At 43.3% G+C, this 24,860-nt stretch carries 26 protein-coding genes and 1 riboswitch; of the genes, 9 read left to right on the forward strand and 17 right to left on the reverse strand.

Annotated features, from left to right (window positions below):
* Window positions 1-34 precede the first annotated feature (34 nt).
* On the reverse strand, window positions 35-1,309 hold the full coding sequence (locus CZ434_RS05965) for a LysM peptidoglycan-binding domain-containing protein (RefSeq protein WP_077622283.1): 1,275 nt from the start codon (window positions 1,307-1,309) through the stop codon (window positions 35-37).
* Between the two features lie 209 nt (window positions 1,310-1,518).
* Between CZ434_RS05965 and CZ434_RS21990 the strand changes: the two genes are divergently transcribed.
* Together CZ434_RS21990 and CZ434_RS05970 are read left to right on the forward strand one after the other, a co-directional pair.
* The gene (locus CZ434_RS21990; RefSeq protein ID WP_179107188.1) at window positions 1,519-1,665 is read left to right on the forward strand and encodes a hypothetical protein; all 147 of its coding nucleotides are present in this window, start codon (window positions 1,519-1,521) and stop codon (window positions 1,663-1,665) included.
* Between the two features lie 212 nt (window positions 1,666-1,877).
* Window positions 1,878-2,285, forward strand: a complete 408-nt coding sequence (locus CZ434_RS05970) for a sporulation protein (protein ID WP_077622284.1) — start codon at window positions 1,878-1,880, stop codon at window positions 2,283-2,285.
* 131 nt (window positions 2,286-2,416) lie between these two features.
* Here CZ434_RS05970 and CZ434_RS05975 read toward each other — a convergent pair whose 3' ends face one another.
* The 4 genes from CZ434_RS05975 to CZ434_RS05990 are packed head-to-tail and all read right to left on the reverse strand — an operon-like array spanning window position 2,417 to window position 3,444.
* Complete coding sequence (locus tag CZ434_RS05975; protein WP_077622285.1) at window positions 2,417-2,716, reverse strand: spore coat protein; 300 nt, start codon at window positions 2,714-2,716, stop codon at window positions 2,417-2,419.
* Window positions 2,717-2,727: 11 nt separating this feature from the next.
* Window positions 2,728-2,916, reverse strand: a complete 189-nt coding sequence (locus tag CZ434_RS05980) for a hypothetical protein (protein WP_077622286.1) — start codon at window positions 2,914-2,916, stop codon at window positions 2,728-2,730.
* 24 nt (window positions 2,917-2,940) lie between these two features.
* Window positions 2,941-3,213 (reverse strand): spore coat protein, encoded by a 273-nt coding sequence (locus CZ434_RS05985; RefSeq protein ID WP_077622287.1) that lies wholly within the window; start codon window positions 3,211-3,213, stop codon window positions 2,941-2,943.
* 15 nt (window positions 3,214-3,228) lie between these two features.
* On the reverse strand, window positions 3,229-3,444 hold the full coding sequence (locus CZ434_RS05990; RefSeq protein ID WP_077622288.1) for a hypothetical protein: 216 nt from the start codon (window positions 3,442-3,444) through the stop codon (window positions 3,229-3,231).
* 168 nt (window positions 3,445-3,612) lie between these two features.
* On the opposite strand from CZ434_RS05990, the gene CZ434_RS05995 reads away from it, so the two are divergent.
* From CZ434_RS05995 to CZ434_RS06005, 3 genes are all read left to right on the forward strand, one after another.
* Window positions 3,613-5,169, forward strand: coding sequence for an ABC-F family ATP-binding cassette domain-containing protein (locus tag CZ434_RS05995; RefSeq protein WP_077622289.1), 1,557 nt, complete (start codon window positions 3,613-3,615; stop codon window positions 5,167-5,169).
* A 495-nt stretch (window positions 5,170-5,664) separates the two neighbouring features.
* Entirely contained in the window at window positions 5,665-6,468 is an 804-nt protein-coding gene (locus tag CZ434_RS06000) for an ATP-binding domain-containing protein (RefSeq protein WP_077622290.1), read from the forward strand.
* A 641-nt stretch (window positions 6,469-7,109) separates the two neighbouring features.
* On the forward strand, window positions 7,110-7,733 hold the full coding sequence (locus CZ434_RS06005; protein WP_077625083.1) for a cupin domain-containing protein: 624 nt from the start codon (window positions 7,110-7,112) through the stop codon (window positions 7,731-7,733).
* Between the two features lie 50 nt (window positions 7,734-7,783).
* Here CZ434_RS06005 and CZ434_RS06010 read toward each other — a convergent pair whose 3' ends face one another.
* Window positions 7,784-8,998 (reverse strand): MFS transporter, encoded by a 1,215-nt coding sequence (locus CZ434_RS06010; protein ID WP_077622291.1) that lies wholly within the window; start codon window positions 8,996-8,998, stop codon window positions 7,784-7,786.
* A gap of 151 nt (window positions 8,999-9,149) precedes the next feature.
* On the opposite strand from CZ434_RS06010, the gene CZ434_RS06015 reads away from it, so the two are divergent.
* A complete protein-coding gene (locus tag CZ434_RS06015) occupies window positions 9,150-9,512 on the forward strand; it encodes a winged helix-turn-helix transcriptional regulator (protein WP_077622292.1) in 363 nt (120 codons plus the stop codon).
* Between the two features lie 28 nt (window positions 9,513-9,540).
* Here CZ434_RS06015 and CZ434_RS06020 read toward each other — a convergent pair whose 3' ends face one another.
* From CZ434_RS06020 to CZ434_RS06040, 5 genes are all read right to left on the reverse strand, one after another.
* Window positions 9,541-10,488 (reverse strand): alpha/beta hydrolase, encoded by a 948-nt coding sequence (locus CZ434_RS06020; RefSeq protein ID WP_077622293.1) that lies wholly within the window; start codon window positions 10,486-10,488, stop codon window positions 9,541-9,543.
* Between the two features lie 343 nt (window positions 10,489-10,831).
* Window positions 10,832-11,032 carry a cold-shock protein CspD gene (gene cspD / locus CZ434_RS06025; protein ID WP_067724712.1) on the reverse strand — a complete coding sequence of 67 codons (201 nt, stop codon included), beginning with the start codon at window positions 11,030-11,032 and terminating at the stop codon, window positions 10,832-10,834.
* 458 nt (window positions 11,033-11,490) lie between these two features.
* Window positions 11,491-11,805, reverse strand: coding sequence for a hypothetical protein (locus CZ434_RS06030; RefSeq protein WP_077622294.1), 315 nt, complete (start codon window positions 11,803-11,805; stop codon window positions 11,491-11,493).
* Window positions 11,798-12,007: a helix-turn-helix transcriptional regulator gene (locus CZ434_RS06035; protein WP_077622295.1), complete on the reverse strand. Its 210-nt coding sequence runs from the start codon at window positions 12,005-12,007 to the stop codon at window positions 11,798-11,800. Before CZ434_RS06035 ends, CZ434_RS06030 begins: the two co-directional genes overlap by 8 nt.
* A gap of 128 nt (window positions 12,008-12,135) precedes the next feature.
* A complete protein-coding gene (locus tag CZ434_RS06040) occupies window positions 12,136-13,392 on the reverse strand; it encodes a YeeE/YedE family protein (RefSeq protein ID WP_077622296.1) in 1,257 nt (418 codons plus the stop codon).
* Between the two features lie 200 nt (window positions 13,393-13,592).
* Between CZ434_RS06040 and CZ434_RS06045 the strand changes: the two genes are divergently transcribed.
* Together CZ434_RS06045 and CZ434_RS06050 are read left to right on the forward strand one after the other, a co-directional pair.
* Complete coding sequence (locus CZ434_RS06045) at window positions 13,593-14,522, forward strand: ABC transporter ATP-binding protein (protein ID WP_077622297.1); 930 nt, start codon at window positions 13,593-13,595, stop codon at window positions 14,520-14,522.
* Entirely contained in the window at window positions 14,523-15,641 is a 1,119-nt protein-coding gene (locus tag CZ434_RS06050; protein ID WP_245830924.1) for an ABC transporter permease, read from the forward strand.
* Between the two features lie 42 nt (window positions 15,642-15,683).
* On the opposite strand, the gene CZ434_RS06055 is transcribed toward CZ434_RS06050, so the two are convergent.
* Window positions 15,684-15,998: a DUF3892 domain-containing protein gene (locus CZ434_RS06055; protein WP_077622298.1), complete on the reverse strand. Its 315-nt coding sequence runs from the start codon at window positions 15,996-15,998 to the stop codon at window positions 15,684-15,686.
* A gap of 75 nt (window positions 15,999-16,073) precedes the next feature.
* Entirely contained in the window at window positions 16,074-18,302 is a 2,229-nt protein-coding gene (locus CZ434_RS06060) for an MMPL family transporter (protein ID WP_077625085.1), read from the reverse strand.
* Between the two features lie 140 nt (window positions 18,303-18,442).
* Here CZ434_RS06060 and CZ434_RS06065 point away from each other — a divergent pair, with 140 nt between their 5' ends.
* A complete protein-coding gene (locus tag CZ434_RS06065) occupies window positions 18,443-19,069 on the forward strand; it encodes a TetR/AcrR family transcriptional regulator (RefSeq protein WP_245830925.1) in 627 nt (208 codons plus the stop codon).
* A 48-nt stretch (window positions 19,070-19,117) separates the two neighbouring features.
* On the opposite strand, the gene cysI is transcribed toward CZ434_RS06065, so the two are convergent.
* From cysI to cobA, 4 genes are all read right to left on the reverse strand, one after another.
* Window positions 19,118-20,836: an assimilatory sulfite reductase (NADPH) hemoprotein subunit gene (gene cysI, locus CZ434_RS06070; protein ID WP_077622299.1), complete on the reverse strand. Its 1,719-nt coding sequence runs from the start codon at window positions 20,834-20,836 to the stop codon at window positions 19,118-19,120.
* A 43-nt stretch (window positions 20,837-20,879) separates the two neighbouring features.
* Window positions 20,880-22,730, reverse strand: coding sequence for an assimilatory sulfite reductase (NADPH) flavoprotein subunit (locus tag CZ434_RS06075; protein ID WP_077622300.1), 1,851 nt, complete (start codon window positions 22,728-22,730; stop codon window positions 20,880-20,882).
* Between the two features lie 84 nt (window positions 22,731-22,814).
* On the reverse strand, window positions 22,815-23,594 hold the full coding sequence (locus CZ434_RS06080; RefSeq protein ID WP_077622301.1) for a sirohydrochlorin chelatase: 780 nt from the start codon (window positions 23,592-23,594) through the stop codon (window positions 22,815-22,817).
* A gap of 22 nt (window positions 23,595-23,616) precedes the next feature.
* Window positions 23,617-24,396 (reverse strand): uroporphyrinogen-III C-methyltransferase, encoded by a 780-nt coding sequence (gene cobA / locus CZ434_RS06085; protein ID WP_077622302.1) that lies wholly within the window; start codon window positions 24,394-24,396, stop codon window positions 23,617-23,619.
* 233 nt (window positions 24,397-24,629) lie between these two features.
* A riboswitch (SAM riboswitch) is annotated at window positions 24,630-24,744 on the reverse strand.
* Window positions 24,745-24,860 lie beyond the last annotated feature (116 nt).

Here is a 24,860-nt window from a genome sequence, read left to right on the forward strand (position 1 = left end):
CTTGTTGTATTCATCCTCGCTCCGTCATCAGTGATCAGCTATCCTTTTTGATTACATCAATATTTCTAGCCAAATATGCCCAATTTTGAGGAAAACCATATCGGAACCGCCAGAAAGAAGCGCCCAGCAAGCCATACGATTCAAGCAATCGGTATTTTGCCTCTACACTCCTGATGTCTTCGAACCAAACCACGCGTTGCTGTCCATTTTCACTATAGGTATAATAAGGGGATTGGGCTTGGGAATCATAATGAATGATGGCATAGTTATTAAGCGCCTGGGTTTGCGCATCTAGTGCGGGAAGTGACCTTGCATCTACATCGGGCTGATCAGGAGTGATCCAGTCATAGCCGAATAGGGCAATGGCAATCATCAATTTAGTTTCAGGTATCAAACCGGAGGCATACCGGACGACTTGATCCACCCACCAAATCGGGGCAATCGGGTCAGGGGGGCCTGCTGCGTATCCATAATCATAAGTCAGTACGGTGACGATATCTGCATACTGACCGATCGCAGCATAATCGAAAGCCCCTGCGAAGGGATTCGACGGCATGTCTCTTGTCTTCGAAAAAACATTGACATGCAGAATTTGTTCACCCAAGGCTCGTTTCAATTCAGAGACAAAAGCTGTGAAATCCGCTCTTCTTTCCGGGGGAATAAATTCAAAATCAAGACTGACTCCCGAATATCCTTTATCCCTTACCATCGCAACAATGCTGTTCACCATGTTTCCTCGGATATTTTCCTCTAAAACCTGGTCTGCCAACTCCGGGCTGAATGTTCCTTCTGCATAATTACTGACGACCATCAATGGCTCGATATCATAACTCCTGATTTCCCGGACAAGTTGCCTGTCATCCAATCCCGACAGAGACCCGGACGGCGTAACAGTATAAGTGAAAACAGCAAGATATGTAATGCTTTCTGAATAACGCCCTAATTTTTCTGAAATGGAGCCGGGTACAAACGCATCGACAAAGGCTAAAATCTCCATAGGATATTTGTCTAGTGTCGGAATCGTCAAAACCTGTCCAATCGTCAGGTTTTGCACTGCAATTCCCGGATTTGCCTGAAAAATTAACTCGACGCTTGTATGGAACCTTTGAGCTATCTGCCACAAAGTATCACCTGTCTGGATGGTGTAATAGCGAACTGGAAATGAAGGATCAGGCATGAAAAGGGCAAGTCCCGGCATGAGAAGGTCGGAAGTCAATCCGTTAAATTCCTTGATAACGGTAATTGGTACTCGGTATGCGTTCGATATTCCCCAAAGTGTATCTCCCCAATTCACTACGTGTACGGCCATAATAAATCATTCCTTTCCCCCTACAGCATATGGTTTTAGAGAAGAAATATGAACAGAATATGCAAGAGGGAAAGACTTTAACCGATCATAATTTTATACTTGTTAAAGTTTTTTTATTCTTTCGAAAATTACGTTGACTTGGCAACTCTATTGAGCTATTATACAAGTATAGAACCAAATAATACTCCAAAGGGGAGTAGCTTACAGTTATGTCGACAATACGTGGTTATTTGATCACCGGCATGATTGGCAACATATTCTTGTTGTTTGCGAGACCTTTGCCAGCTCTGGTAAAGGGATATATATCGATTAATCCAACCTTTACCATTCTAATGGTAAAGGTTTTTATTTTTTGATAGTCTTACTATACAGCTGAGAGAAAAATTTTTTCGCAAGTGAAATATTAGTGTTTTTCTCTGTTAGGTACCTTCCCATTATATTCAGTAACCATTGTAATGCCCGACCCACTATCCCCACCCAAATTCGTGGTTTATTGATAGCAAATGGTACAAAATGCAGAGAGCATTTACCGCTTGAGATATAAATGTTAATTCAGGAGGCAATGGTGTTGATAAAAAGACTGCTAAATTATCTAAGAATTGGTTCACCGAAAGTAGATCTTCTATTAAATACAAAGGAACTTGAACCAGGTGAGAAAGTGACAGGTACGTTTCTTTTAAAAAGCGGCTGGTTTGAACAAAAAATAAGCAGACTGGAATGCGACTTGGTCAGACATTACTCGAGTGAAAGACCTGAAGTAATCGAACCGGTCAAGACGGTATTAATGTCCCACTCTTTTCCACCTAACTCACAGAAAAGCATTGCATTTCAATACCGGCTGCCAGTTGACCTTCCGCCCAGTTCCGATCAGGTTATGTACCAACTGAAAACAAAACTGGTAATGACAGATGACATCCATAGCTTTGATCATGACGAAATAGTAGTTGTCAATTTTATTAAAGAGAATATGGGGTAGCCCTTGGAGTTTGGATCTTAATTTCTAAGAAAGTAGATCTTTATGGTGGTACAATCAAAAAGCAATTGCTTATCATCTATTAAAGCTGCCGGACTCCAGCAGCTTTTTCTTTTTCGTTCACTCATTACTTTCTATTTACCGGCAAGTTCCAAAGCAGTCCCGGCCGTTTTCAAATCTAATTCCATTTGTTTCGATGTATCATGAGGAAAATAGTATCCCTTATCTACCATATATCCAAAAATCTGTTCATGAAAATCAATGGCCTCTTCCATTTGTTTCACCAATGCTTCCCTGACTTCAGTTGTGGCTGTTTCTGTAATAGCTAGCGCATAATTTTTTATTTCGGCTTTGGCTGCTATCAAAATGTCAGTGGCGATTATTTGGTCTGTCATCGGGGCCATCCCCATCATCTTTTCAATTAGCTGGTTCACATTGTTCCTCCTTATGATAAATATCCTTTTAAATCTTCCAAATGTCTGGTATGCATGTTTGCGTCCTGCTGCATAATATTTTTCAACTGTTGGTCCGTTACCAAACCCTGCATAATAGTAGCTTTCGTCAAACAAAGACTTTTGAATGTGACCAATTCATGGAGTTCCAATTGTTCATGTAAACCTAGTTTATCTGCCATCAATCCCACTCCTTCCCACTTGATTTACCCCTCTAGTGCCGTATTTGCATATTTGATATCTTTTTGAAGTTGTTCGGGAACATTATAGGCATCATATCTGCCCCTATCCTGCAAAAAACCATAGATAAGTTCATGCTGGGAAATAGCGGTTTTTATTTCCTGTTTAAGGAATGATCTTATTTCATAGGATGTAGATTCTGTGATAGCCGCCGCCAAATCTTTTACAGCCGCTTTTGTTTCGAACAGCATATCTGTAGCAATTACGTGGTCTGAAAAGCTCAATGATTTCTCTTCCATTCCTATCCCCTCCTTCTACTGGTCCATTTGTAAAGATGCCTTGCCAAGCAAATCTTTCATCTGACTAACAGAAAGATTGTCTTGCTCCACACTTTGTTCAACCAAGCCTTTGAGTACCGGATTGTCCACAAGATCCAAACGCGTTTTTGCCTGCTCCAGACAAGCTATTTTAAAATTGATCAGTTCCCGCATGTCTGTAATTTCATGTATGCCGAAATTTTCACTTTGCATTGTTGCCACCTCCATCCTTCCTTACTAGTGTTGAATATTCTTCATCCAGTTATTCTCTTAAATTGTAAATTTTTATCCAAATACAAATTATAATCAGGCACTATCACTTTTTCCGGAAGCCCTTTATAATGAAAAGGCATGAATTATTAGAAGAAAAGGTGTTTAAACATGAGTTTATTGACTGTAAATAACTTGAGTCACGGATTTGGGGACCGCGCTATTTTCGATGATGTCTCCTTTCGATTGTTAAAAGGAGAACATATAGGTCTTGTCGGGGCTAATGGAGAAGGCAAGTCTACATTTATGAATATCATTACCGGTGCATTGGAACCGGATGGCGGGACAATAACATGGTCCAGACATGCAAGGATCGGTTATATGGACCAACACACAGAATTGCACAAAGGATTGACCATCCGGGATGTGCTAAGAACAGCATTTCAGTATTTGTATGACATGGAGACGGAAATGAATGAATTATATGCAAAGATGGCTGTGGCGGAACCCGACGAGTTGGAAAAAATCATGGAAGAAACTGGACGAATCCAGGATATCCTTACAAATAACGATTTTTATACCATCGATGCCAAGGTCGAAGAAATTGCTAATGGTCTTGGATTGGACGAGTATGGGTTGGAGAGAGATGTCCATGACTTAAGCGGAGGCCAGAGAACCAAAGTGCTGCTGGCAAAACTTCTGTTGGAAAAGCCAGATATTTTATTGCTTGATGAGCCTACTAACTACTTGGATGTCGAACATATTTCATGGCTACAAAACTATTTGCTCGAGTATGATCACGCCTTTATCCTTGTTTCCCATGACATTCCCTTCTTGAATAGTGTGGTGAATATAATTTATCACATGGAAAATCAACAATTGAACCGATATCCAGGGGACTATGATGAATTTTTACGTGTCTATGAAATGAAAAAGCAGCAGTTGAAAGCGGCTTTCAAAAAACAACAAAAAGAAATTGCAGGTCTCAAAGACTTTGTGGCCCGGAACAAAGCAAATGCTGCTACCAGCAAAATGGCGATGTCACGCCAGAAGAAACTGGATAAAATGGACGTAATCGAATTGGATTCAGAGAAACCGAAACCGGAATTCCATTTCAAACAAGCTCGTACTCCGGGTAGATTTCTATTTGAAACCGATGAACTCGTTATCGGATATGACGAACCATTGTCGCGCCCATTGAATTTGAAAATGGAACGGGGACAAAAAATTGCCTTATCCGGCGCTAATGGAATCGGGAAAACTACTTTACTGCGAAGCATTTTGGGAGAAATCAAACCGGTATCCGGCTCTGTTGAACTAGGGGAACATTTGCATATCGGTTATTTTGAGCAAGAATTGAAGACAACAAGCCAAAATACCTGCATAGAAGAAATTTGGGAAGAATTCCGGCACTTCACCCAATATGAGGTTCGGGCTTCTTTGGCTAAATGCGGGCTCACGACGAAACATATCGAGAGTAAAGTCCAAGTCCTGAGTGGTGGGGAAAAAGCTAAAGTCCGCCTTTGCAAATTGATTAACAAAGAGACAAACCTGCTCGTACTGGATGAGCCGACCAACCATTTGGACAGGGATGCCAAGGAAGAATTGAAACGTGCCATCAATGCTTACAAAGGAAGCGTTCTGCTTATCTCGCACGAACCAGACTTTTACGAAGATGTAGTAACGGATATATGGAACTGCGAAGACTGGACCACGAAAGTCTTTTAAAAAGGCTCCTTTCATAAGAATTGTTGCTTTTTACTTTCATATTTGAGGCAAACTGCGACATAGTTAAAATTTAATTCTTGTGATTCTGATGATTGTTAAGCGCATGCACTCGCTGCGGCAGAACACTTCGCTTTCCGCAGGCACGGCCTCAGCCTCCTCATCAGCAAAGAGCGCTTCTTGCGGGGTCTTCGGACTCGCGCTTTTCCTGCAGGAGTCTGCGTGTTCTGCCTTCGCTGTTAGGAGTTTTCTGAATTTTTAGTTGGAATAACCCATGTAAGACATATTATAGGACAACCTCACACTTAATCAGAAATTCCATCATAAGCGAAGGAAAATGCGAGACTCCAGTGGGAAAGGAACAGTCTGAAGACCCCGCAGTTGGCGCTTTTTTGCCAGCGAGGAGGCTGAAGCGTTCCCCACGGNAAACTATATGAAAGCCAGAGTGTGGAGAGTGGTTCTGCGAGCCTGCCGGACGGGTGGGAGGATATCTGCAGAGTGTCCATCGACATGCTGGATGATAATAAACTGACATGGGAAGAAGCGGCACCGTTTTTATACTTCCAGAACAAACTGATCGGTTTTCAGGTTAATCGCACCATCAGACACGTATTCATCGACGAGGCACAAGATTACTCTCCATTTCAGTTTGCCTTTTTCAAAGAGATATTTCCTTACAGCAGGATGACGCTGTTGGGAGACATTAACCAGGCCATATATGCACATGCACTGGAAGACGGGACATTATTATCAGAGGATATCGAAGACCGGCACGAAAGAATCACTTTGATGAGGAGTTACCGATCTACAAGACAAATTGTCGAGTTTACAAAGGCTTTTATGCCAGGTGGTGAAAAGATCATCCCGTTCAACCGGGATGGAAACAAGCCCGCTGTTAAAGAAACAAATAATAAGCAGGAGCTGCATGATCTGTTACTCGAGCAAATAGAAGCATATCGTTATAAAGGATATAAAAATGTGGCGGTTATTTGTAAAACGATGGCAGAAAGCGATGATGCCTTTGACTTTTTGGAAGGGAAAGTAGATGCGGCATTAATCGACCAGGAAACCTTCACGTTCCAGGAAGGCCTTGTTGTCATCCCTGCTTACTTGGCAAAAGGAATCGAATTCGATGCAGTCATCATCTACGACGGCTCACAGTCTGCATATAATGACGAATTGGAACGTAACTTGTTCTATACAGCCTGCACACGCGCCATGCACGAACTAACAGTCCTGTCTCTCGGTGAGCGAAATGACTTCATCAACCAGGCCGGAAACGACAAGTATATCCTTCTCTAGGCAACCATGTAAGCTTCACAGTAGAGGCAAACTGCGACATAGTGACATTTTTATTTCCTGTGATTCTGATGATTGTTAAGCGCATGCACTCGCTGCGGCAGAACACTTCGCTTTCCGCAGGCACGGCCTCAGCCTCCTCATCAGCAAAGAGTGCTTCTTGCGGGGTCTTCAGACTCGCGCTTTTCCTGCAGGAGTCTGCGTGTTCTGCCTTCGCTGTTAGGAGTTTTCTGAATTTTTAGTTGGAATAACCCATGTTAGACATATTATAGGACAACCTCACACTTAATCAGAAATTCCATCATAAGCGAAGGAAAATGCGAGACTCCAGTGGGAAAGGAACAGTCTGAAGACCCCGCAGTTGGCGCTTTTTTGCCAGCGAGGAGGCTGAAGCGTTCCCCACGGAAAGGGAGTATTTTTCCGCAGCGTCGGCTCACCACTCCATCCGAAAAGGATGAAAGGAAGTCACAATGAAGTTATGTCGCAGTTTATATATATCCCGAAACACCAATCTTTTGAAAACAGCCTTTTAAACTAAGTAAGGACCACCCTCCATTTTTATAAGGGTGGTCCTTACTTTTTAGATCGTTTAGGCAATTCACCCATTATCGTTAACGGAATAATATATGGAAACCACTATCTGGATGGAGGTAATAAACTTGAGCGGACAATTGGATTATACGTCCCCTTCGACAGAGTTTACATTTGATGTAAACAAAAGCAATTTATTTAAAAAAGATAACCATAACTTGATCAATGTTTTGGGAATTAAACAACTGAACACGTTGGAGAATGTATCCCTTTTGGATATCTTCTTAAGTAAAAGCAATGTTGTGGAACCACATTACCATCAAAATGCAGCAGAATTGGTATATTGTATTTCAGGAGCAGCCACAGTGTCGATATTCAACCCCTATACCAAACAGATCCTCCATTTCCCGATCACTCCCGGCCAAGTAGCAAATGTTCCACAAGGCTGGTGGCATTATGAGATAGCTACCATGGATCAAACACATTTATTAGCGATATTTGATGCTCCTACACCTGAGGTCATATTAGGGTCCGATATTTTGAAATTCACCCCTGCCCCAATAATGGCTCATACTTACTGCATGGATGAAACCGAGTGGAAGAAGGTAACAGCACCAGTCCAGCCATCTACCTATATTGGTCCATATGCCAATTGCCATCAATCACATCAAGTTCCTATCCAGCAATGGGGACATACACCGTATCAGGGAGCTTTCCCTTATTACCCACTCTATTAAAATGTTTAATTTCCCTGAAAAGGGACGTCCTGTCGACGTCCCTTTTTTGTTTAACTAACTTCTTTCGTCCTGCTAATTTGCTGATGCCTGTCGGCGGATTCAAGCCTTGCACTCAAGGATGTCAGGAAGACGGCTATGGTAACCATCACTCCTCCCACCCAACCGGTATGGATGAGACCTATTGAATCAGTGATTGTGCCACCCAAATAGGAACCAATTGCTATGCCTGCATTGAATGCGGCAATGTTGATGGCTGAAGCAACATCTACTGCCCCGGGAACGAATCTCTCTGCAAGCATCACTACATATACCTGAAGTCCTGGCACGTTCATGAATGCAAACAATCCCATTAAAACAATCGTCAGTAAACCAGCGATTTTATAGGGAGCGGTAAGGCTCAAAGCAAAGAGGACGATGGCTTGTACAACGAACATAAACAGTAGTGCCTTAATTGGATTAAGATTGGATAACCTGCCTCCAACCATATTGCCGATGGCGATGGCCACCCCATAAATCAATAGAATCAGTGCGACGGTTTCCGCTTGAAAACCGGTTACTTCCTGCAAGATAGGAGATAAATAGGTGAAAGCAACGAAAGTTCCTCCATATCCCAGAGCTGTAATAGTAAACACAAGTATTAAACGTCTGTTGCTTATTAATTTGAATTGATCTGAAAGAGCGATGCGTTCACCTTTCGGCAATCCGGACGGTAAAAGAACATAATTGGCTGTCCATGCGATGATGCCAATGACTGCAATTGCAAGAAATGCGATTCTCCAACCAAACTGCTGGCCAAGGAACGTCCCAAACGGCACCCCGGTTACTGTCGCGACTGTAAGCCCTGTAAACATAATCGAAATAGCGCTCGCTCTCTTATCCTCCGGAACCAGATTAGCAGCAATTGTGGAACCAATTGACATGAACACCCCATGTGACAATGCAGAAAGAACTCTTGCAAATAATAAAACGCCAACACTGCTTGAAACGGCTGCTATACTATTTCCAATAATGAAGACGATCATGATCCACAACAACAATGACTTTCTGGACATAGTTGATGTCAGTGACGTTAAAACAGGTGCTCCGAATGTGACCCCAAGAGCATATAACGAAACGGTGAGGCCTGCCGTTTTCACAGATATATTCAAATCTCCAGAAATCATAGGCAAAAGCCCGACACTGATAAATTCTGTTGTACCTATCGCAAAAGCACTTACAGCTAAAGCTATCAATCCAACGATACTTCTTCTTTTTTCTACAGACATATTCTTCCTCCTAAATTAAAGTGATAATTTCTTGCCGGCAAATGATATTATGATTTATAGTAAACAAGAATGGTAGTACGCACTTTAAAGTTATATAGGCACCTGAAAGTACTATAGGCACTTTAAAGTACCTATTAAGGAGGTTTTTCTAATGAAGCAGAAGAAATACAATATCTCTGTCGAAGCAACACTGGAAGTAATCGGGGGAAAGTGGAAATGTGTCATCCTCTGTCACTTGACCCATGGCAAGAAGAGGACAAGTGAACTTAAACGCCTGATGCCTAATATTACCCAGAAGATGCTTACACAACAGCTTCGCGAATTAGAAGAAGATGGAATAATCAACAGGATTATTTATAACCAGGTTCCACCGAAAGTCGAATATGAATTAAGTGATTATGGAAGAAGTCTCCAAGGGATTCTGGATTCTTTGTGTGCTTGGGGAGAGATTCATATAGAAAGAGTATATGGGGATAAATCAGAAGTTTTGGAAGAAAGTATATTGAATGAATAGGACAGGACCAGCATCGTGCTGCTCTGTCCTATTCGTTAAGAAAGTCATCTATATAAGAGAAAACCAAGTCTCTCATTTGTTTTGACTCGTTAAACAGCGCATGACCTCCTTTTTCGATGTAATTCAGCTTTAAATGAGGAAGCTTTTCACTGATGAATCCGATGTTGTACTTCCAGTCGACCGTTCGATCTTTCGTACCTTGGATCAAACAAGTGCTTGTCTGGACCGGTGGGAAATCAGCGATATTTTTATTCCATGCAATAAGGGCCCCCAGCCAGTCCAAAGGGATTTCCTTCGATTGCAATGGGTCCTCCTGTCTGAATACTGCGTATTGCGCACTAGAAGAATTTTCCCGGAATTTCCTCTGTAATGCATCGACAAACGGAAGTGCCTTCATCATATAAAAACCAGCCACAGAAAGGTGCCATAGATAAGATTGAACAACAGGTGCCGCCAAGATAACCTTTTCAAAACAATGAAGAGGATGTTTCAAAATATAGTTCATTGCAATAGCTCCGCCCGTACTATGGCCAATCACATAATAAGGGCCCGGCAATTCCCTCTTCACTTTCTTCATCAAGCTCTCCAAAGTAGAAACATATTCTGCAAACTGCTTGATAGATGCCTGTTCGCCTGAAGATAATCCATGCCCCTTTAAATCGTAAGTGACGACTGTGTATGAGCGTTCGGTAAGAAAACGGATGATGTGCCTCAGATGACCGACATGATCCAAATAACCATGCAGCAGTATGATGGTTCCCTTGCTTCGGTCTGGTTTGAAAAGCTGCACGATGATATCTATATCGCCTGTTTTCATTACCCCAAAATGGATATCGGTCTGTTCTGTTTTTAATCCGTAAAATTGCAAATACGTCATCAGCTCAGGAAAAAGCTCTACAGGCTGTTGAAAGTCCACCAAACGAGTATGTTTCGTCAACCGCTCAATAGCGGACTCGATTCCTTTTGATTTAACCATCTAAACCCTCCTTCTATATAAGGTTGATGTGTAGTTTTTCCTGTAATGTATTGAACTATCAGCTGAATTACGGAAGTCATTGCAATTAGTCGCTTTAGTCAATTCTAACCTGATGATAATTACCACAAAAATTAGAAAACCTGCAATAAATAAAACAAACAATAATAACCTCTGGCATAAAAAAGAACTCCGGTTATAAACCTAAGTAGTTCCGATACTGTGGAGAAAATCTAAAATAACAGGCTAAATATTTACACGAAACGCACTATGTTTAGCACTATAAATAACAAAACAAATAACAAACAAAAACGCTTGGGTATTTTTATTACCCAAGCGTTCTATTTTATAATTTAACAACGTTTGTTGCTTGTGGTCCACGGTTACCTTCTTCAATATCGAAAGAAACTTGTTGGCCTTCATCTAAGCTTTTGAAACCGTCGCCTTGAATTGCTGAGAAGTGTACGAATACATCGTCTCCACCTTCAACTTCGATGAAACCGAAACCTTTGTCTGCGTTAAACCATTTTACTGTACCTGTGTTCATATAACATTCCTCCATTGTGCATAATACAAGTTTTTTCTTTAATTTATTCATAATATACCTCGGATTAGGTCAAAAAAAACATTCCTCTTTCTACAAGTAGAAGGCCGTCTTGTTCAATTATTGCACCCGTTAATCGAACAACATAAAATTCGTAATCTTATATCAATTTTTTAACATATAATTACAATTATCTGTTTAGCTTATAAGAATTAACATTTAAATAGCACACCGTTTAGCAGAGTAAAAATCGCCTTGTCAACAGCTATTGACGATATGCTATTTGGGGTGCGATTTTGTATACTAATTTAAGTGTTAAAAACCGATAATCGCTGATATACAGGGAAAAAGGAAAGACCAAACCATATGTGATTTGGTCTGCTAATTGATATGCTATTTCGTGTGTTTCTCCACCGAAACGGAACTACTTATTATAAACCGGGGTTCTTCAATTTGCCTAGTTAATTCTGATTAGCATAGTAAGCGCTCGTTATGATCAAGGTGAGGCAATGTGCCACATAAAGTCCTGTCATGATGAAAAAAGTAGTGGAAATCCCATCAAATATAATGACGAGTCCCCATGCAATCATGATTAGCACCAGTGTCGTGTTCCAACCTGCAGCCTTTGCCATCGTACTAACATACTCTTGGCGTTCATCCAGAAGATGTTTCCTTTTCCATTTCTTTTTCGCGAAATAGCCAATCAACACAGCCAACCCTCCGCCTCCAACCAGACCTGAGAGCGCAATCAACGTATTCAGCAATTCTTCACTCAATGTTTTCATCCCCTTCAAAAATGAATAAGTCCTCGATATGGCATTCAAAAAGTTGAGCCAGCTTATGCGCGAGAATCAATGAAGGTTTGTATTTGCCTTTCTCAAGGGATATGATTGTCTGTCTGGAAACTTTCAACTGCTTGGAAAGGTATTCCTGAGTAAGGTTCTTGGCTGTCCGTTTTTCTTTGATAGTATTTTTCATGTTATCACCTTTTGTAAAGCTGACTTTACGTTAAGTTTACTTTACAATCAAAGCAATTGTCAAGCTGATTTTACATGTGAAGATACACAAAAAACCACCATGCAAAATAATTCGCATGGTGGATTGTTTTAACAAAAAGAATCTTTTGATTTGGGTACGGACAAGCCGAACAATGGACGTAAATATAAAGCTACAAAGGTACCTGCCAGAGCGAGGATTCCCCAAATGTAACCATGAAGGCTGAAAGAAGCAATGCCGCCAAAGTAAGCACCGATATTACAGCCGAACGCAAGGCGTGCTCCATAACCCATTAATAATCCACCGATTACGGCTGCACTAATATTCTTTATGTTGACCTTCGTGAATTTGAAAAGTCCGCCTGCCGCGGAAGCAAGGAACGCTCCAAGAATAACACCGAAATTCAATACAGTAGTCGAATCTGCAAATATAGATGATTGCAGGACGGCTGCATTCGCGCCTTGCCAGTAATCCCAGCTTGCCACATCGATGCCGATGAATTGCGCTGCTTTCGAACCCCATAAAGCAAAAGCAGATGTAACACCCCATGGTGCTCCACGTGTCATCAAAGTTAAAGCGTTAAGGACTGCAAGGGCAATCGCAGCTGCAAACAATGGCCATGAACCACGGAATATCCGCTTCCATCCTTTTGTCGATGGTACTGGCGCCATCTTCGGAGCTTTTCTTTTTCTTTCTACCACAAGGGTAATCCAGGAAATCAATCCGAACAAGACGATTGACACTGCCCAGGCCCCTCCGTAACCTAACCCTGTCGATGTTGCCAAGGAGACCGGTTCGAACGCTGGCAGGTCTTCTGTCCAGAAAGACAGGTGTTTTGCTCCGACAGTGGAACCAACGATAAAGAACAAGAGGGTTACAAACATGACTGAACGACCGCCTCCTACCGCGTAAAGGGTACCGGATGCACATCCTCCGCCAAGCTGCATGCCTATTCCGAACATAAACGCTCCTACTACTAAGCTTACTCCTACAGGTGATACGTAGCCATTCACATCTCCACCGAAGAACGAAAGTCCGAAACCAAGGATCGGTGCGAACAGTGTCACTGCCACTGCCAACATCAGCATGTGGGAACGCAAGGCCTGACCGTTTCCAACAGACATGAGACGGCGAAAGGCAGATGTAAATCCAAACCGTGCATGGAATAGCGTATACCCCAGCAGCAGCCCTAAAACAAGCAGGATCGGCTGAGCCGCGGTTTGGGTGATCATAAGATAGATTAATAGTATTGCTGCGACAACCAGACCTCCGACTATCAAGGGGGTCTGAGGTTTATTTAATTCAGCACTTTTAAGTACTGGATCCTTTACTTCATCTACAGGTTGTACTCTTTTCACTGTAGCCATATAAATCTCCCTTTTCTTATAATTTTTGTCGGAATTACTTCACTTATCATAAGGGGTTCTAGTTCACTTGTCAAAAGAAATATTCTTCTCCTCGAAGTTCTGCCTCTTATTCCTGAAAAACCTGACATTTAACCATTTTTTTGCGAATAATCTGATAAAATAAGTATGTCTGTAAGCTAAAACGAAAGCGGGGAAAATAGATGACGGTCTTAGAAGTAAAGCAGTTGAAAAAATCTTTCGGTGATATTCATGCTGTCAGAGATATAAGCTTCACCGTGAAAACTGGAGAAATATTTACGATTATCGGCCCGAACGGGGCTGGCAAGACTACAACGCTTGAAATGATCGAAGGGTTGGTTACACCAGATCAAGGAGAAATAAGTTATGGTTCGTTAACCTGGGATAAACATGCTGCGGACATTAAAAAGATGATAGGTGTCCAGCCCCAGTCAAGTGCCATGTTCGATTTACTAACACCTCAAGAAAACCTTGATCTATTTGCCACCTTTTATGATAAAGCCCGTCCGACTGAAGATATCCTTAGCCTGGTGAACCTGACCGAACACCGCAACAACCAAGTAAAGAAACTATCCGGGGGACAACGGCAGCGCCTCGCTATCGGCCTGGCGATGATCAGCGATCCGGAAATTATCTTCCTCGATGAACCTACAACAGGACTTGACCCTCAAGCCCGCCGCAATATATGGGACATAATCCAACAACTAAAAGCATTTGGAAAAACGACAATCCTGACGACCCATTACATGGAAGAAGCAGAAAAGCTGAGTGACCGTGTATGCATAGTCGATCAAGGCAGGATTATTACATTGGACACACCTGCAGCCCTTATCGAAAGGCTGACCGACGAAAGAGAAGTCAGGTTGTCATTCCTGGACGGAGAAAAGGCTGCCAAGGAAGCCGAGCAATATTCCGAAAACCTTCCATCTGTGACCCGCACCGAACGTAACAACCGTGCGTTGAAACTATGGACAATTAACCCGGAAGATACATTGTATGATTTTTTCAAATTCACCAAAGAACATGGTTACCAAGTAGAACAGGTTTCGATTCACGAGATGAGCCTGGAAGATGTTTTCATCGCATTTACAGGGAAAGAATGGAGAGATTAGATGAATAATTTCAGACAGTTTAAAAGGATGTTTTCCGCCCAGTTGAAAATGACTTTAAGAGAAAAGCAGGCTTGGTTTTGGGGTATTTTCTTCCCGGTGATACTCATGGTCATCTTCATGGTGATTTTCAGCGGCAGTTCCAGTGAAGAGTTTACCGGAAAAATTGCCGTCGTAGATGAAAATCCGAATGAAGCATCCGGACAGCTATTAACCCAGATAAGCCAAATTCCCGTATTGGAAATGGAATCAGACCAGGCAGTCAGCAGGGAGAAAGCTGAAGACTTGGTAAAAGAACAAGAAATTGACGCGGCAGTCATCTTGCCTGACGAAGCTGAACCCAATGCATTAACCATCTTAGTGAACAAAGAAAACGAACAGGATGTCACGACCCAGGCCATCTCAGGAATGTTGGATAAATTCGTACAACAGGCAAATTTATTTGCTGCAGGAGCAGAGCCCGCATACGAAATCCAGATGGACTCCATATCCGCCGGCAGTACGGAGCTCGATTATACCGATTTTCTGTTAACTGGCATGATTGCATTGGCAATTGCGCAAGGTGGTATGTTTGGCATGGTGGATTTGGTAGAAATGCGAAGAAAAGGACTTATCAAAAGGCTGCGCATGACACCTGCCAACATGGGTATTTTCGGTTTGAGCGATATGGTGATGCGGATGCTGTTCAGTATTGTCCAAATTGTTCTCCTATCCTTGATCGGTGTGTTCATCTTTGGAGCGAACCTTTATATCAACCTGGTCAGCTTGATTGTCGTATTCCTAATCGGCGCCCTCTCCTTCAATGCGTTGGGGTATTTCTTTTCATCTTTCAGCAAAACCACGGAAGCTTACATGGGAATTGCCAACATAATCAGCTTTTTAATGATGTTTTTGAGCGGTGTTTTCTTCCCTATAGAAACTATGCCGGAATGGCTTCAGCCTGTATCAAACATACTGCCTCTAACCTATTTTGCAGAGGGACTCCGTGATAGTATGGTCTATGAAACCGGACTTACAGGTTCCCTATGGTTCGGGATCGGGATCATGACTATCTGGGGTGTCGTTAGCTTCTTGATTGGTTCCTTGTTATATCGAAAGAAATCTATCGTGGCAATTAGATAAGCTAAAAAGCAACGAACAGCTTTCACAGCTGTTCGTTGCTTTTTAAAATGTTTCGAGATTGTCCAGGTTGTTTTCCTTAACGCCATCCGGCTCGCTTCGGAGGATGTCTCTACCATACTTATGAAAGACATCGACATGAGCCAATTTGCCTGCTTTTGCCTCTTCAAGTGCGGAAATATAATCCAGTTCTCTACCACTTTCTGTCTTAAAAGCAATGATATCTCCGTCTTCATTTTTTCGCACGGCAATTATCTGCTCCTGGTCAGTTCGAACAGGGGCACCTGCTTCTGACCGCGCCTGGTCTTCACCCTGCTGTTTATATTCATTATAAACCTGTTCAAAGTCTTTACTCACCAGATCACCTCCTATCTATAGTATGGGAGATGATGGGAAGATTATGTGATTTCGGCATACGATAGCTATGATTGCCGTTTATCTGCCATGCTGTTTCTCTGTTTCTTCTTGCTTCCAGAGCTTTCCCGGCCAAAAAGAAAATCTGCCAAGAACGGTGGTGATTGCCGGTACAAGTAACGGTCTTACAATAAACGTATCCAGCAACACACCGATCGCCGTCACTGCCCCGAATTGTACCAAAACCTGGATTGGCATCACCGCCAACACGGAGAACGTTCCTGCCAGAATCAATCCTGCAGAAGTGATCACACCACTAGTTTCTCCAACGCCTTCTGATATTGCTTGGTTCAAGGACATACTCTTCCTGTTTCTCCAAATGCTTGATATCATGAATATATTATAATCGCCCCCGAGAGCTACTAAAAAGACAAAAGCATATAACGGAATCAATCCCTGCATGGCCGGCTCGCCCATTCCATAATGAATGACCAGCCATCCGAGTCCAAGGGCGGAGAAGTAGGATAGCACCACAGTAACAATTAAATAAAGCATGGCGACAACCGATCGCAAATACATTAACAACAATGAAGCAATAATGACCAGTACAACAGGAATAATGATTTGCTGGTCCCTGTTGGTAATTTCTTCGGTATCATAAAGCTCTGCTGTTTCCCCGCCGATCCACACTTTATCTTTCGCATTCTCAATACCCGAATCTGTCAAAGCAGCAGCTATGTTCTCTTTCATTACAGGAATACTGCTAACAGCTACGGATGAATAAGGGTCGACACCAAAAGTGACGGTGAATTCTTGAAGGTCCGGATTGGTTTCTCCTTCCCTGGGATCACTTACGCTTTCTACTTCCGACAGGGATTGAAGGTGTTCCTGAATGGACACCTCATTCCCTTCGGTATCGATAATCACCTGCGCAGGAGCGATTTCCCCTGGAGGATAGTGATTGGAAATGATCGAGAAACCTTCACGGGAAGGCATATCATCCGGAAAGGAATCCAAAACACCATACGTATAATCGATTTTCGGCACTAATAAAGCGAGTCCACCCAAAAACAAAAGACAGGCAATTATTACCGGCCATGGTTTTTCCGTCACAATTTTCCCGGCTGCTTTACTGAATCTGCTCCTGCTCTTCAGTCTCTTGATCCGCTTTCCTTTTTTCCTCTCCAGTTCTTTTGCCATTTCCTCCGTCCTTGGCACAAAAGGAATAAATGCCGACCTGCCAAGCATTGCCAATATAGCAGGCAACAGTGTCAATACGGCAATACTCATAATCAAAATAGCCACGCTGAACGGCACTGCAAAGCGGTCATAGGAGGCGTATTGAGCAAGGGACAATGTAAACAAGCCAATGGCGGTAGTCAAAGCGCTCATCAAAATCGCTCCGCCGGAATTGGCAATGGCAAGTTGAAGTGCTTTATACTTGTTCGGTTCCAGCTGTAATTCATCCCTGTACCTCGACACAAGGAACAAGCAGTAATCCGTCCCTGCACCAAATAGTAATACAGTCATAATCGATATAGCTTGAGCATCGACTACAATCCATCCCTGTTCAGCAAAAAATCCAAGTAGCGGGCTGACAATACCATATGCAAACCCGACACCAACCAACGGAACAACAGCCAGTATCGGCGATCGATAGAGCAAAATCAATAAAACCAGTACCAACAAAACAGTAGCGATAAGCAATGTGACGTCGGCCTGGCTAAACAAAGAGCTTGCGTCAGTCTGGATGCCCACAGGTCCCGTCAAACGGACATGCAGGCCTTGCCCGGAGAGATCCCCGCCGAACGGATCAACTTCCAACTCGTTTTTCATTATATCCTTTAGTTGGTTCAATGAATTTTCCAGTTGTTCTGTGGAAACTGCACTTTCGAAGAAAACCGGAGTGGTAAGAGCCTCTCCGTCTTCAGATGTTGATTCGGCCAGAGCCTCGACCGGCATATCACCAAAAGGGGGAATCATCGATTGGTGATCAAGCGGCTGTTCTTCCAGCTTTTTGTAAATTGATTGTACAGCCTCCAAATCGTCTTCCGTCAATCCACCGCCTCTCTGCCAGGCCAACAAAAGCGGAACGCCGTTTTCATCCGGAAATTGTTCGTTGGCAATATTTGTTGCCTCCACGGACATCGCACTTTCAGGCAACAAGTTATTCGAACCAGACTCTTCATTGTTGACCTGGGGCCAAATCACAGAAAAAAGCGCGACGAGCAACAACCAGACAGCTAAAGCGACCCACCTGCTTTTGGCCCCTGCCGACAATGCACCAAGTTTTCTAAAATATTGGTTCATATTCATTCTCCTTCTCCTGTTTACTATCTATGTGCCTATATGCCACTTTAATTATATATACTGGTCAGTTAATTTACAACGAAACCCTTTTAATTATGATATAATTTATCTGGAAAGAATGGACAAGGAGAGAATTCATTTTGAAAAGGACCAAGCGATCACTGGGAAGGCCTCGGGCTGCAGATCAAAAACAGCCCACCAGTCAGATCATTATCGAGACAGCGACAGAACTTTTTTTATCATATGGATATCAAGAAGTATCCGTTGATGATATTGCCGGTGAATGCAATGTTACGAAAGCGACTGTCTATTATCATTTTGAAAATAAACCTGAACTGTTTACCGAAACGATTGTGCAAATGATGCGCAGGATAAGTTACTATATGGAGAAGATTTTGTCAGAAGAAATACCACTGTTTGAAAGACTCTATCATGTGTCGGAAGCACACTTGAAGGCCACTGTCGATATGGACATCGATGGCTTTATGAGGGAAACAAAGAATGCGCTCGCAGAGGAACAAGTGAGACGTATCCACCAAGCAGAAGAGGGAATGTATAAGGTTCTCGAAGCTGCTTTCGATCGAGCCATGGAAGAAAGGGAGATTCCAACAGTTAATCCGACATTTGCAGCCCATACTTACATTGCGCTTGTGAAAGCAGGCAATTACCGGGACAGTGAGGGGCGGGCTTTTTATCCAACAATCGAGGAAACAGCAGCAGAATTGACTAATTTGTTCTGGAATGGACTGTTCGCATCTAAAAACTGATACAAATAAAACACCGACGGGGCTAGTACCCTGTCGGTGTTTTGTTCATTAATTATGAAAGTCGAGTCCGGACCGCACTTCTTCCACGTATCCTGCACGGATAACAAAATCTCCGAACCGCTCGTTTTCCTCGCGTTCTTTCGCATATTGGAAAAGAATCGGCTTAAGTGAAGCAAGGATTTCTTCTTCCCCAATATTCTCTTTATAAAGTTTATTCAACCGGTCACCGGTGAAACCCGCTCCCAGATACATATTGTATTTACCCGGCGCTTTACCAATAAAACCAATTTCTCCGAGTGCTGGTCGTGAGCAGCCATTTGGGCAGCCTGACATACGGATGACGATTTCTTCTTCTCTAAGCCCGGCCTCATCAAGGATCACTTCAATTTTATCAATCAAAGATGGCAAATACCGTTCAGACTCCGCCATTGCAAGTCCGCAAGTCGGAAGGGCCACACACGCCATCGAATTTCTACGCAGGGCTGAATTATATTTTCCATCTGTAAGCCCGTATTCATTAACCAATTCGATGATTTTCGGTTTCATGTCGTTTGTGACATTGCTTATAATCAAATTCTGGTTCGGCGTCATCCGGAAATCGCCGGTATGGACTTTTGCTATCTCACGCAAGCCAGTCATCAAGGGATAATCATCCCAGTCGGCAATCCTGCCATTCTGGATGAACAAGGTCAGATGCCATTTGCCATCCCCCTTCAGCCAGCCATAGCGGTCGCCATTATGATCAAATGTGTATGGTCGCTCCTCTTCCAGCTCCCAACCCAGCCTTTCATGGAGTTCGCTCTTCAACCAGTCAAGGCCTCTTCGATCAATAGTGTACTTGAATCTGGCATTTTTCCGTTCGGATCTATTTCCATAATCGCGCTGTATCGTAAGAATCTTTTCAGCTACATCGACGATTTTGTCTGGTGTACAGAATCCGATAACACGGGATAATTGCGGATAGGTATTCGTATCGCCGTGGGTCATTCCCATTCCCCCGCCTGCGGTTATGTTAAAACCTTTCAGGTCTCCGTCTTCGATAATGGCGATGAATCCCAAATCTTGCGAGTAAATATCGACATCATTGGAAGGAGGTACGGCGATACCTATTTTAAACTTCCTCGGCAAGTACTGTGCCCCATAAATAGGTTCTACTTCCTCTTCAGATTCAAGGCTGTCTACCACCTTTTCCTCATCGAGCCAAATTTCATGATATGCTCTTGTCCGTGGTAATAAATGTTCACTTAATTTTTTGGACCATTCGTACACTTCTGCATGGACATCTGACTGGTACGGATTGGCACTGGCCATGACATTCCGGTTAACGTCGCCACAGGCAGCAATGGTATCGTACAAGGCATTGTTAATTTCCTGCATCGTTTTTTTCATATTCCATTTCAGAATGCCATGCATTTGAAACGTCTGCCGTGTCGTCAGCTTCAATGTTCCGTTGCCATATTTATTGGCGATGTCATCCATTGTCAGCCACTGTTCGGGAGTAGCCACACCCCCCGGAGCACGTACACGGATCATGAATTGGTAAGCTGGTTCCAATTTCTGTTTGTTCCGTTCAATCCTTACATCCCTGTCATCTTGTTGATAACTTCCATGAAATTTTAATAGTTTTGTTTCTGCATCTGGTATCCCTGCACTGATCCGGTCTTCAAAGCTCTCGACCAGGTTTCCCCGCAGGTAGTTACTTTCATTTTTGATTTCCTCCATTTCACTTGGAGGTCCATCCTGCTGTTGAACTTGTTTCAAGGTCATTATATGTTGACTCCTTTCCTATTAACCTGGCATTCCCAATCTATTAATACACGTCACGCTGATACCGTTTTTGTTTACGCATGTCAGACAAAAATGCTTCCGCATCATCCTGGTTCATGCCGCCTTCACTCTTGAGGATTTCAACCAGAGTCGCATGAACATCTTTTGCCATATGTTTTTCGTCTCCACATACATATACATGCGCACCAGCTTCAATCCATTGATATAAATCATGGCTTCTTTCCTGCATACGATGCTGAACGTACACTTTTTCATCTGTATCACGCGAAAAAGCAACATCCATCCGTGTCAGCACTCCCTCTTTCAGCCAATTCTGCCATTCGATTTGATAGAGAAAATCCGATACGAAATGCTGTTCACCGAAAAACAGCCATGCATCCCCTTGTGCTCCTAGTTCTTCCCTCTCTTCAAGGAAAGCCCTATAAGGAGCGACCCCTGTACCAGCACCGATCATGATTACCGGGGTATCAGGATTTTCCGGCAGCCGGAAGTTCTGATTGCGCTGGATGAATACAGGCAGGGTGTCTCCCGGCTGCGACCGTTCCGCACATTGTGTCGAGCATACGCCAGATCGTGCTCTGCCGTGGGCATCATACCTGACAGCTCCAACGGTAATATGCACTTCATCCGGATTTGCTTTCAGGCTGCTCGCAATGGAATAAAGGCGGACCGGAATTTTTCTGAGAATCTTGATAAACTCGGGTGCAGAAGTATTCCATGGTCCAAAATCGTTGATCAAGTCGATCAAGTCTCGGCCTTCGATATAAGTTTTAAGCTCTTCTTTCTTTTCCGGCTGGATAAGCTGTTTCAATTCATCATTCTCCGACAGCTCTGCCGCTTTTTCGAGCAGCGGTTTTGTCAGACTGGTAATTTCATAAGTAGAAACCAAGGCATCACGAAGCGACTGCTGTCCACCGTCTTTATCTGTCTCTACCAATTCATTCGCATCCCATCCAGCAGCCTCTATCAATTGATCCACCAATACAGGATCATTTTCCGGATAAACACCTAAACTGTCACCCGGTTCAAATGTCAAATTAGAATCCTCCAGGTCAAGTTCTAGATGACGTGTCTCTTTATTCGATCCCCGGCCGTTCAGGTTTAAATTTTCCAGGATTTCTGCTTTGAACGGATTTTTTCTGGAATAGGTCGTTTCCGCCGTAGTACCCGTAGTTGCGATTGCAAGGTCCTGCTGGCTGTTTGGCTGGCTGGACTGCTTAGATTGATTCAAAACACCCAAGACACCTTCAAACCACTCGGCTGCAGGGTCTTCGAAATCCAAATCACAATCTACACGCGGATACAGACGTTCTCCTCCCAATTCCTCAAGTCGCTTGTCGAAGTCTTTTCCGGTTTGACAGTAAAATTCATACGAACTGTCACCAAGTGCAAGCACGGAAAAGCGGAGCCCCTCCAGTTTTGGCGCTCTCTTACTATGTAAAAAGTCGTAAAAGCCTATTGTATTATCTGGTGGATCACCGTCTCCATGTGTGCTTGTTAGAATCAGTAGATCCTCCACTTTTTTCAATGATTTAGGCTTAAAGTCATCCATTGAATAGAGCACAACCTTGTAATCCTGCTGTTTCAACTGCTCCTTCATATCGTCAGCAAGTGACTGGCAGTTGCCTGTATGCGAACCAACCAGGATCGTAATTTCACGGGTGCTGCTCTCTGTGGAAGTTTGGACTCCCAGTTCTTGTCCAGGAGCTTCCTGAACTGCAAGGCTGGCCGCTACTGCGGGTTCTGTTGTCTGAGAAACAGCCAGATAGCCGCTCAGCCAAATTTTCTGGCCTTCTGTCAATGTTGGTAACAGACGATTCAACAACTCTGCCTGTTCTTGGTTAAAAGGACTGTTCATGATCTGAAACTGCAAAATTCCCACCTCGTAATGAATTATTTTCTATTGTTTATACCGGGATAGCTCCCTGTTATAATGGCCGCCGCATATGCTGCGACACTAGTTCATTTTGTCAGCAGCCGGTACTTTTTCCGGGCGCATCCGATTTGGATTCAACACCTCTTCGACCCGATTTTTTAAGGCTTCCTTCATGAAAGGGTGATCTCCTAAATACTGACACAATACCATTTGCTTGTCAGTCTCTTGCTGTACTTGGTTTATTTTCATTTGCATAGACTGCATAAGCAAACCGGTAAACCAAAGATATGGTACAACAATGGTTTGTGTTCCTCCCTTTTTAAGTGAAGCTTTCAATCCTTCATCAAATGAAGGCTTACAGGCAGCTAAATAACACGAATTTACGGTCAATCCCGTTCTTTCTTCAAGTTTCCTGGCAATCAGTCCGATATCCTTGGGAGTTTCCGGATTGCGGCTTCCCCTCCCGACCAGAAGAATATCGGCATCCGGCTCAAGATCGATCCCTGTCTCTTCCATACGCTGAACAAGGATGTCAACAAGCCGGTCCTGGACTCCAAGTGGGCGACCATAATGGAATCGGACACCCGGATACCGCTGTTTGGCACGGTCGATTTCCTCGGGGATATCCTGGTAGTAATGACCCGCACTCAACAACAGTACAGGTATGACCGCTATCGAAGTTGCCCCTTCCTTTACAAGTTCAGCTAACCCTTGCTCTACATCTGGATCAGACAATTCCAAAAAACAAGTTTGCTGTAAAGGGACGTCGATCATATCCTGGACTGCATCGATAAATGCCAAAGCTTCAGAACGGGCCTTTTCTACTCGGCTTCCATGACTGACATATAAAACAGCTTCCATATTCCTCCCTCCTTTCTTTCGATTAAACAACACTTGAAGAAAGCTGCAGTTCCCTCACATCCGAGGCTCGTTCGAACCACTTCAACTTCTCCCTCATTTTGACTACTTCTCCTACAATAATCATCGATGGATTCCCTAATCCGCTCGCACGCTCGATGATATTATCCAATGTCCCTGTTACCGTTTCTTGATGAACGGTCGTCCCCCACTGAACCAAAGCTATCGGGGTTGACGGATTAAGGCCGTGCCGGATCAGCTTTTCCTTGATTTCCGGCAGTTTGCGGACACCCATATAAATGCAAAGTGTATCCATGCTTTTCACGACATGGTCCCAGTACGCCTCCTCGTCATCACCTGCTTTGCTGACGCCGGAAATGAACGCTACGGATGAGCTGATCCCCCTGTGTGTCACTGGAATACCTGCATATGCCGGTGCAGCGACGCCTGAAGTGACTCCTGGAACAATCTCAAACGGTATGCCTTGTCGTGCCAAGGCTTCCGCTTCCTCTCCACCTCTACCGAAAACAAACGGATCCCCGCCTTTTAAGCGGACAACTGTTTTCCCTTGAAGAGCAAATTTACAAAGGAAAGCATTGATTGTGTCCTGATTCATGGCATGGTGATCGGGACGCTTTCCACAATAAATGAGTTCTGCATCTTCATCGGCTTCTTCCAGCAGCTCCCTATTGATCAGCCGGTCGTATAAAATTACATCTGCCTGCTGGATTGCTTTCAAACCTTTAACAGTGATCAAATCAAGGTCACCCGGACCAGCACCGACAATGTAAACTTTTTTCCTCATGTGGTATCAAAACTCCTTCTCTTGTCAGAAAACAGATAATGCCATCCCCTGATCCTTGATTCCGTATTTGCTTCCATTATAACTCATTGTAGTCCAAGTTGTTTACTTGGTTATATTAACAAACAATCTCCCGGTCAAGCATCCAGATAAGAAAATGCTCTACGGGAAGGGAATGAAAAACCCCTCTTCCTATTAAGAAGAGAGGTTTAAGTTTTCGTTTGCATCTACCAATCTTCTTATCTTCCAAGTGCCGTTCGCAACACTTGCTGGAATTGGCACAGCATCAATCATGTCAACGCCGTTGCCGAGGCTTCAAAGGGCCAGTCCCTCCACCTCTCGAGATAAGAAATTCCGTTTATAGAATTGTTTCACGCAGATTATTAGTAATTATACTATCTTCCTTTGTCACCATTGTCAAATTTTACTAAAAATTATTAGTATTCTTATTTTATAATTCTACACAA

This window comes from Sediminibacillus massiliensis, assembly GCF_900156915.1.
Classification (GTDB): Bacteria; Bacillota; Bacilli; order Bacillales; family Amphibacillaceae; genus Sediminibacillus_A; species Sediminibacillus_A massiliensis.

Bases quoted from the DNA above. Each gene is read 5' to 3' on its own strand.
- CZ434_RS06050 (WP_245830924.1), top strand. From the start codon at position 14,523: ATGAATAATTTCAGACAGTTTAAAAGGATGTTTTCCGCCCAGTTGAAA.
- CZ434_RS06040 (WP_077622296.1), bottom strand. From the start codon at position 13,392: ATGGCTACAGTGAAAAGAGTACAACCTGTAGATGAAGTAAAGGATCCA.
- CZ434_RS06010 (WP_077622291.1), bottom strand. From the start codon at position 8,998: ATGTCTGTAGAAAAAAGAAGAAGTATCGTTGGATTGATAGCTTTAGCT.
- CZ434_RS06045 (WP_077622297.1), top strand. From the start codon at position 13,593: ATGACGGTCTTAGAAGTAAAGCAGTTGAAAAAATCTTTCGGTGATATT.
- CZ434_RS05990 (WP_077622288.1), bottom strand. From the start codon at position 3,444: ATGCAAAGTGAAAATTTCGGCATACATGAAATTACAGACATGCGGGAA.
- CZ434_RS06015 (WP_077622292.1), top strand. From the start codon at position 9,150: ATGAAGCAGAAGAAATACAATATCTCTGTCGAAGCAACACTGGAAGTA.
- CZ434_RS05965 (WP_077622283.1), bottom strand. From the start codon at position 1,309: ATGGCCGTACACGTAGTGAATTGGGGAGATACACTTTGGGGAATATCG.
- CZ434_RS06035 (WP_077622295.1), bottom strand. From the start codon at position 12,007: ATGAAAAATACTATCAAAGAAAAACGGACAGCCAAGAACCTTACTCAG.
- CZ434_RS05980 (WP_077622286.1), bottom strand. From the start codon at position 2,916: ATGGCAGATAAACTAGGTTTACATGAACAATTGGAACTCCATGAATTG.
- cspD (WP_067724712.1), bottom strand. From the start codon at position 11,032: ATGAACACAGGTACAGTAAAATGGTTTAACGCAGACAAAGGTTTCGGT.
- CZ434_RS05985 (WP_077622287.1), bottom strand. From the start codon at position 3,213: ATGGAAGAGAAATCATTGAGCTTTTCAGACCACGTAATTGCTACAGAT.
- CZ434_RS06080 (WP_077622301.1), bottom strand. From the start codon at position 23,594: ATGGAAGCTGTTTTATATGTCAGTCATGGAAGCCGAGTAGAAAAGGCC.
- cobA (WP_077622302.1), bottom strand. From the start codon at position 24,396: ATGAGGAAAAAAGTTTACATTGTCGGTGCTGGTCCGGGTGACCTTGAT.
- CZ434_RS05995 (WP_077622289.1), top strand. From the start codon at position 3,613: ATGAGTTTATTGACTGTAAATAACTTGAGTCACGGATTTGGGGACCGC.
- CZ434_RS06005 (WP_077625083.1), top strand. From the start codon at position 7,110: ATGGAGGTAATAAACTTGAGCGGACAATTGGATTATACGTCCCCTTCG.
- CZ434_RS21990 (WP_179107188.1), top strand. From the start codon at position 1,519: ATGTCGACAATACGTGGTTATTTGATCACCGGCATGATTGGCAACATA.
- CZ434_RS06060 (WP_077625085.1), bottom strand. From the start codon at position 18,302: ATGAACCAATATTTTAGAAAACTTGGTGCATTGTCGGCAGGGGCCAAA.
- cysI (WP_077622299.1), bottom strand. From the start codon at position 20,836: ATGACCTTGAAACAAGTTCAACAGCAGGATGGACCTCCAAGTGAAATG.
- CZ434_RS06020 (WP_077622293.1), bottom strand. From the start codon at position 10,488: ATGGTTAAATCAAAAGGAATCGAGTCCGCTATTGAGCGGTTGACGAAA.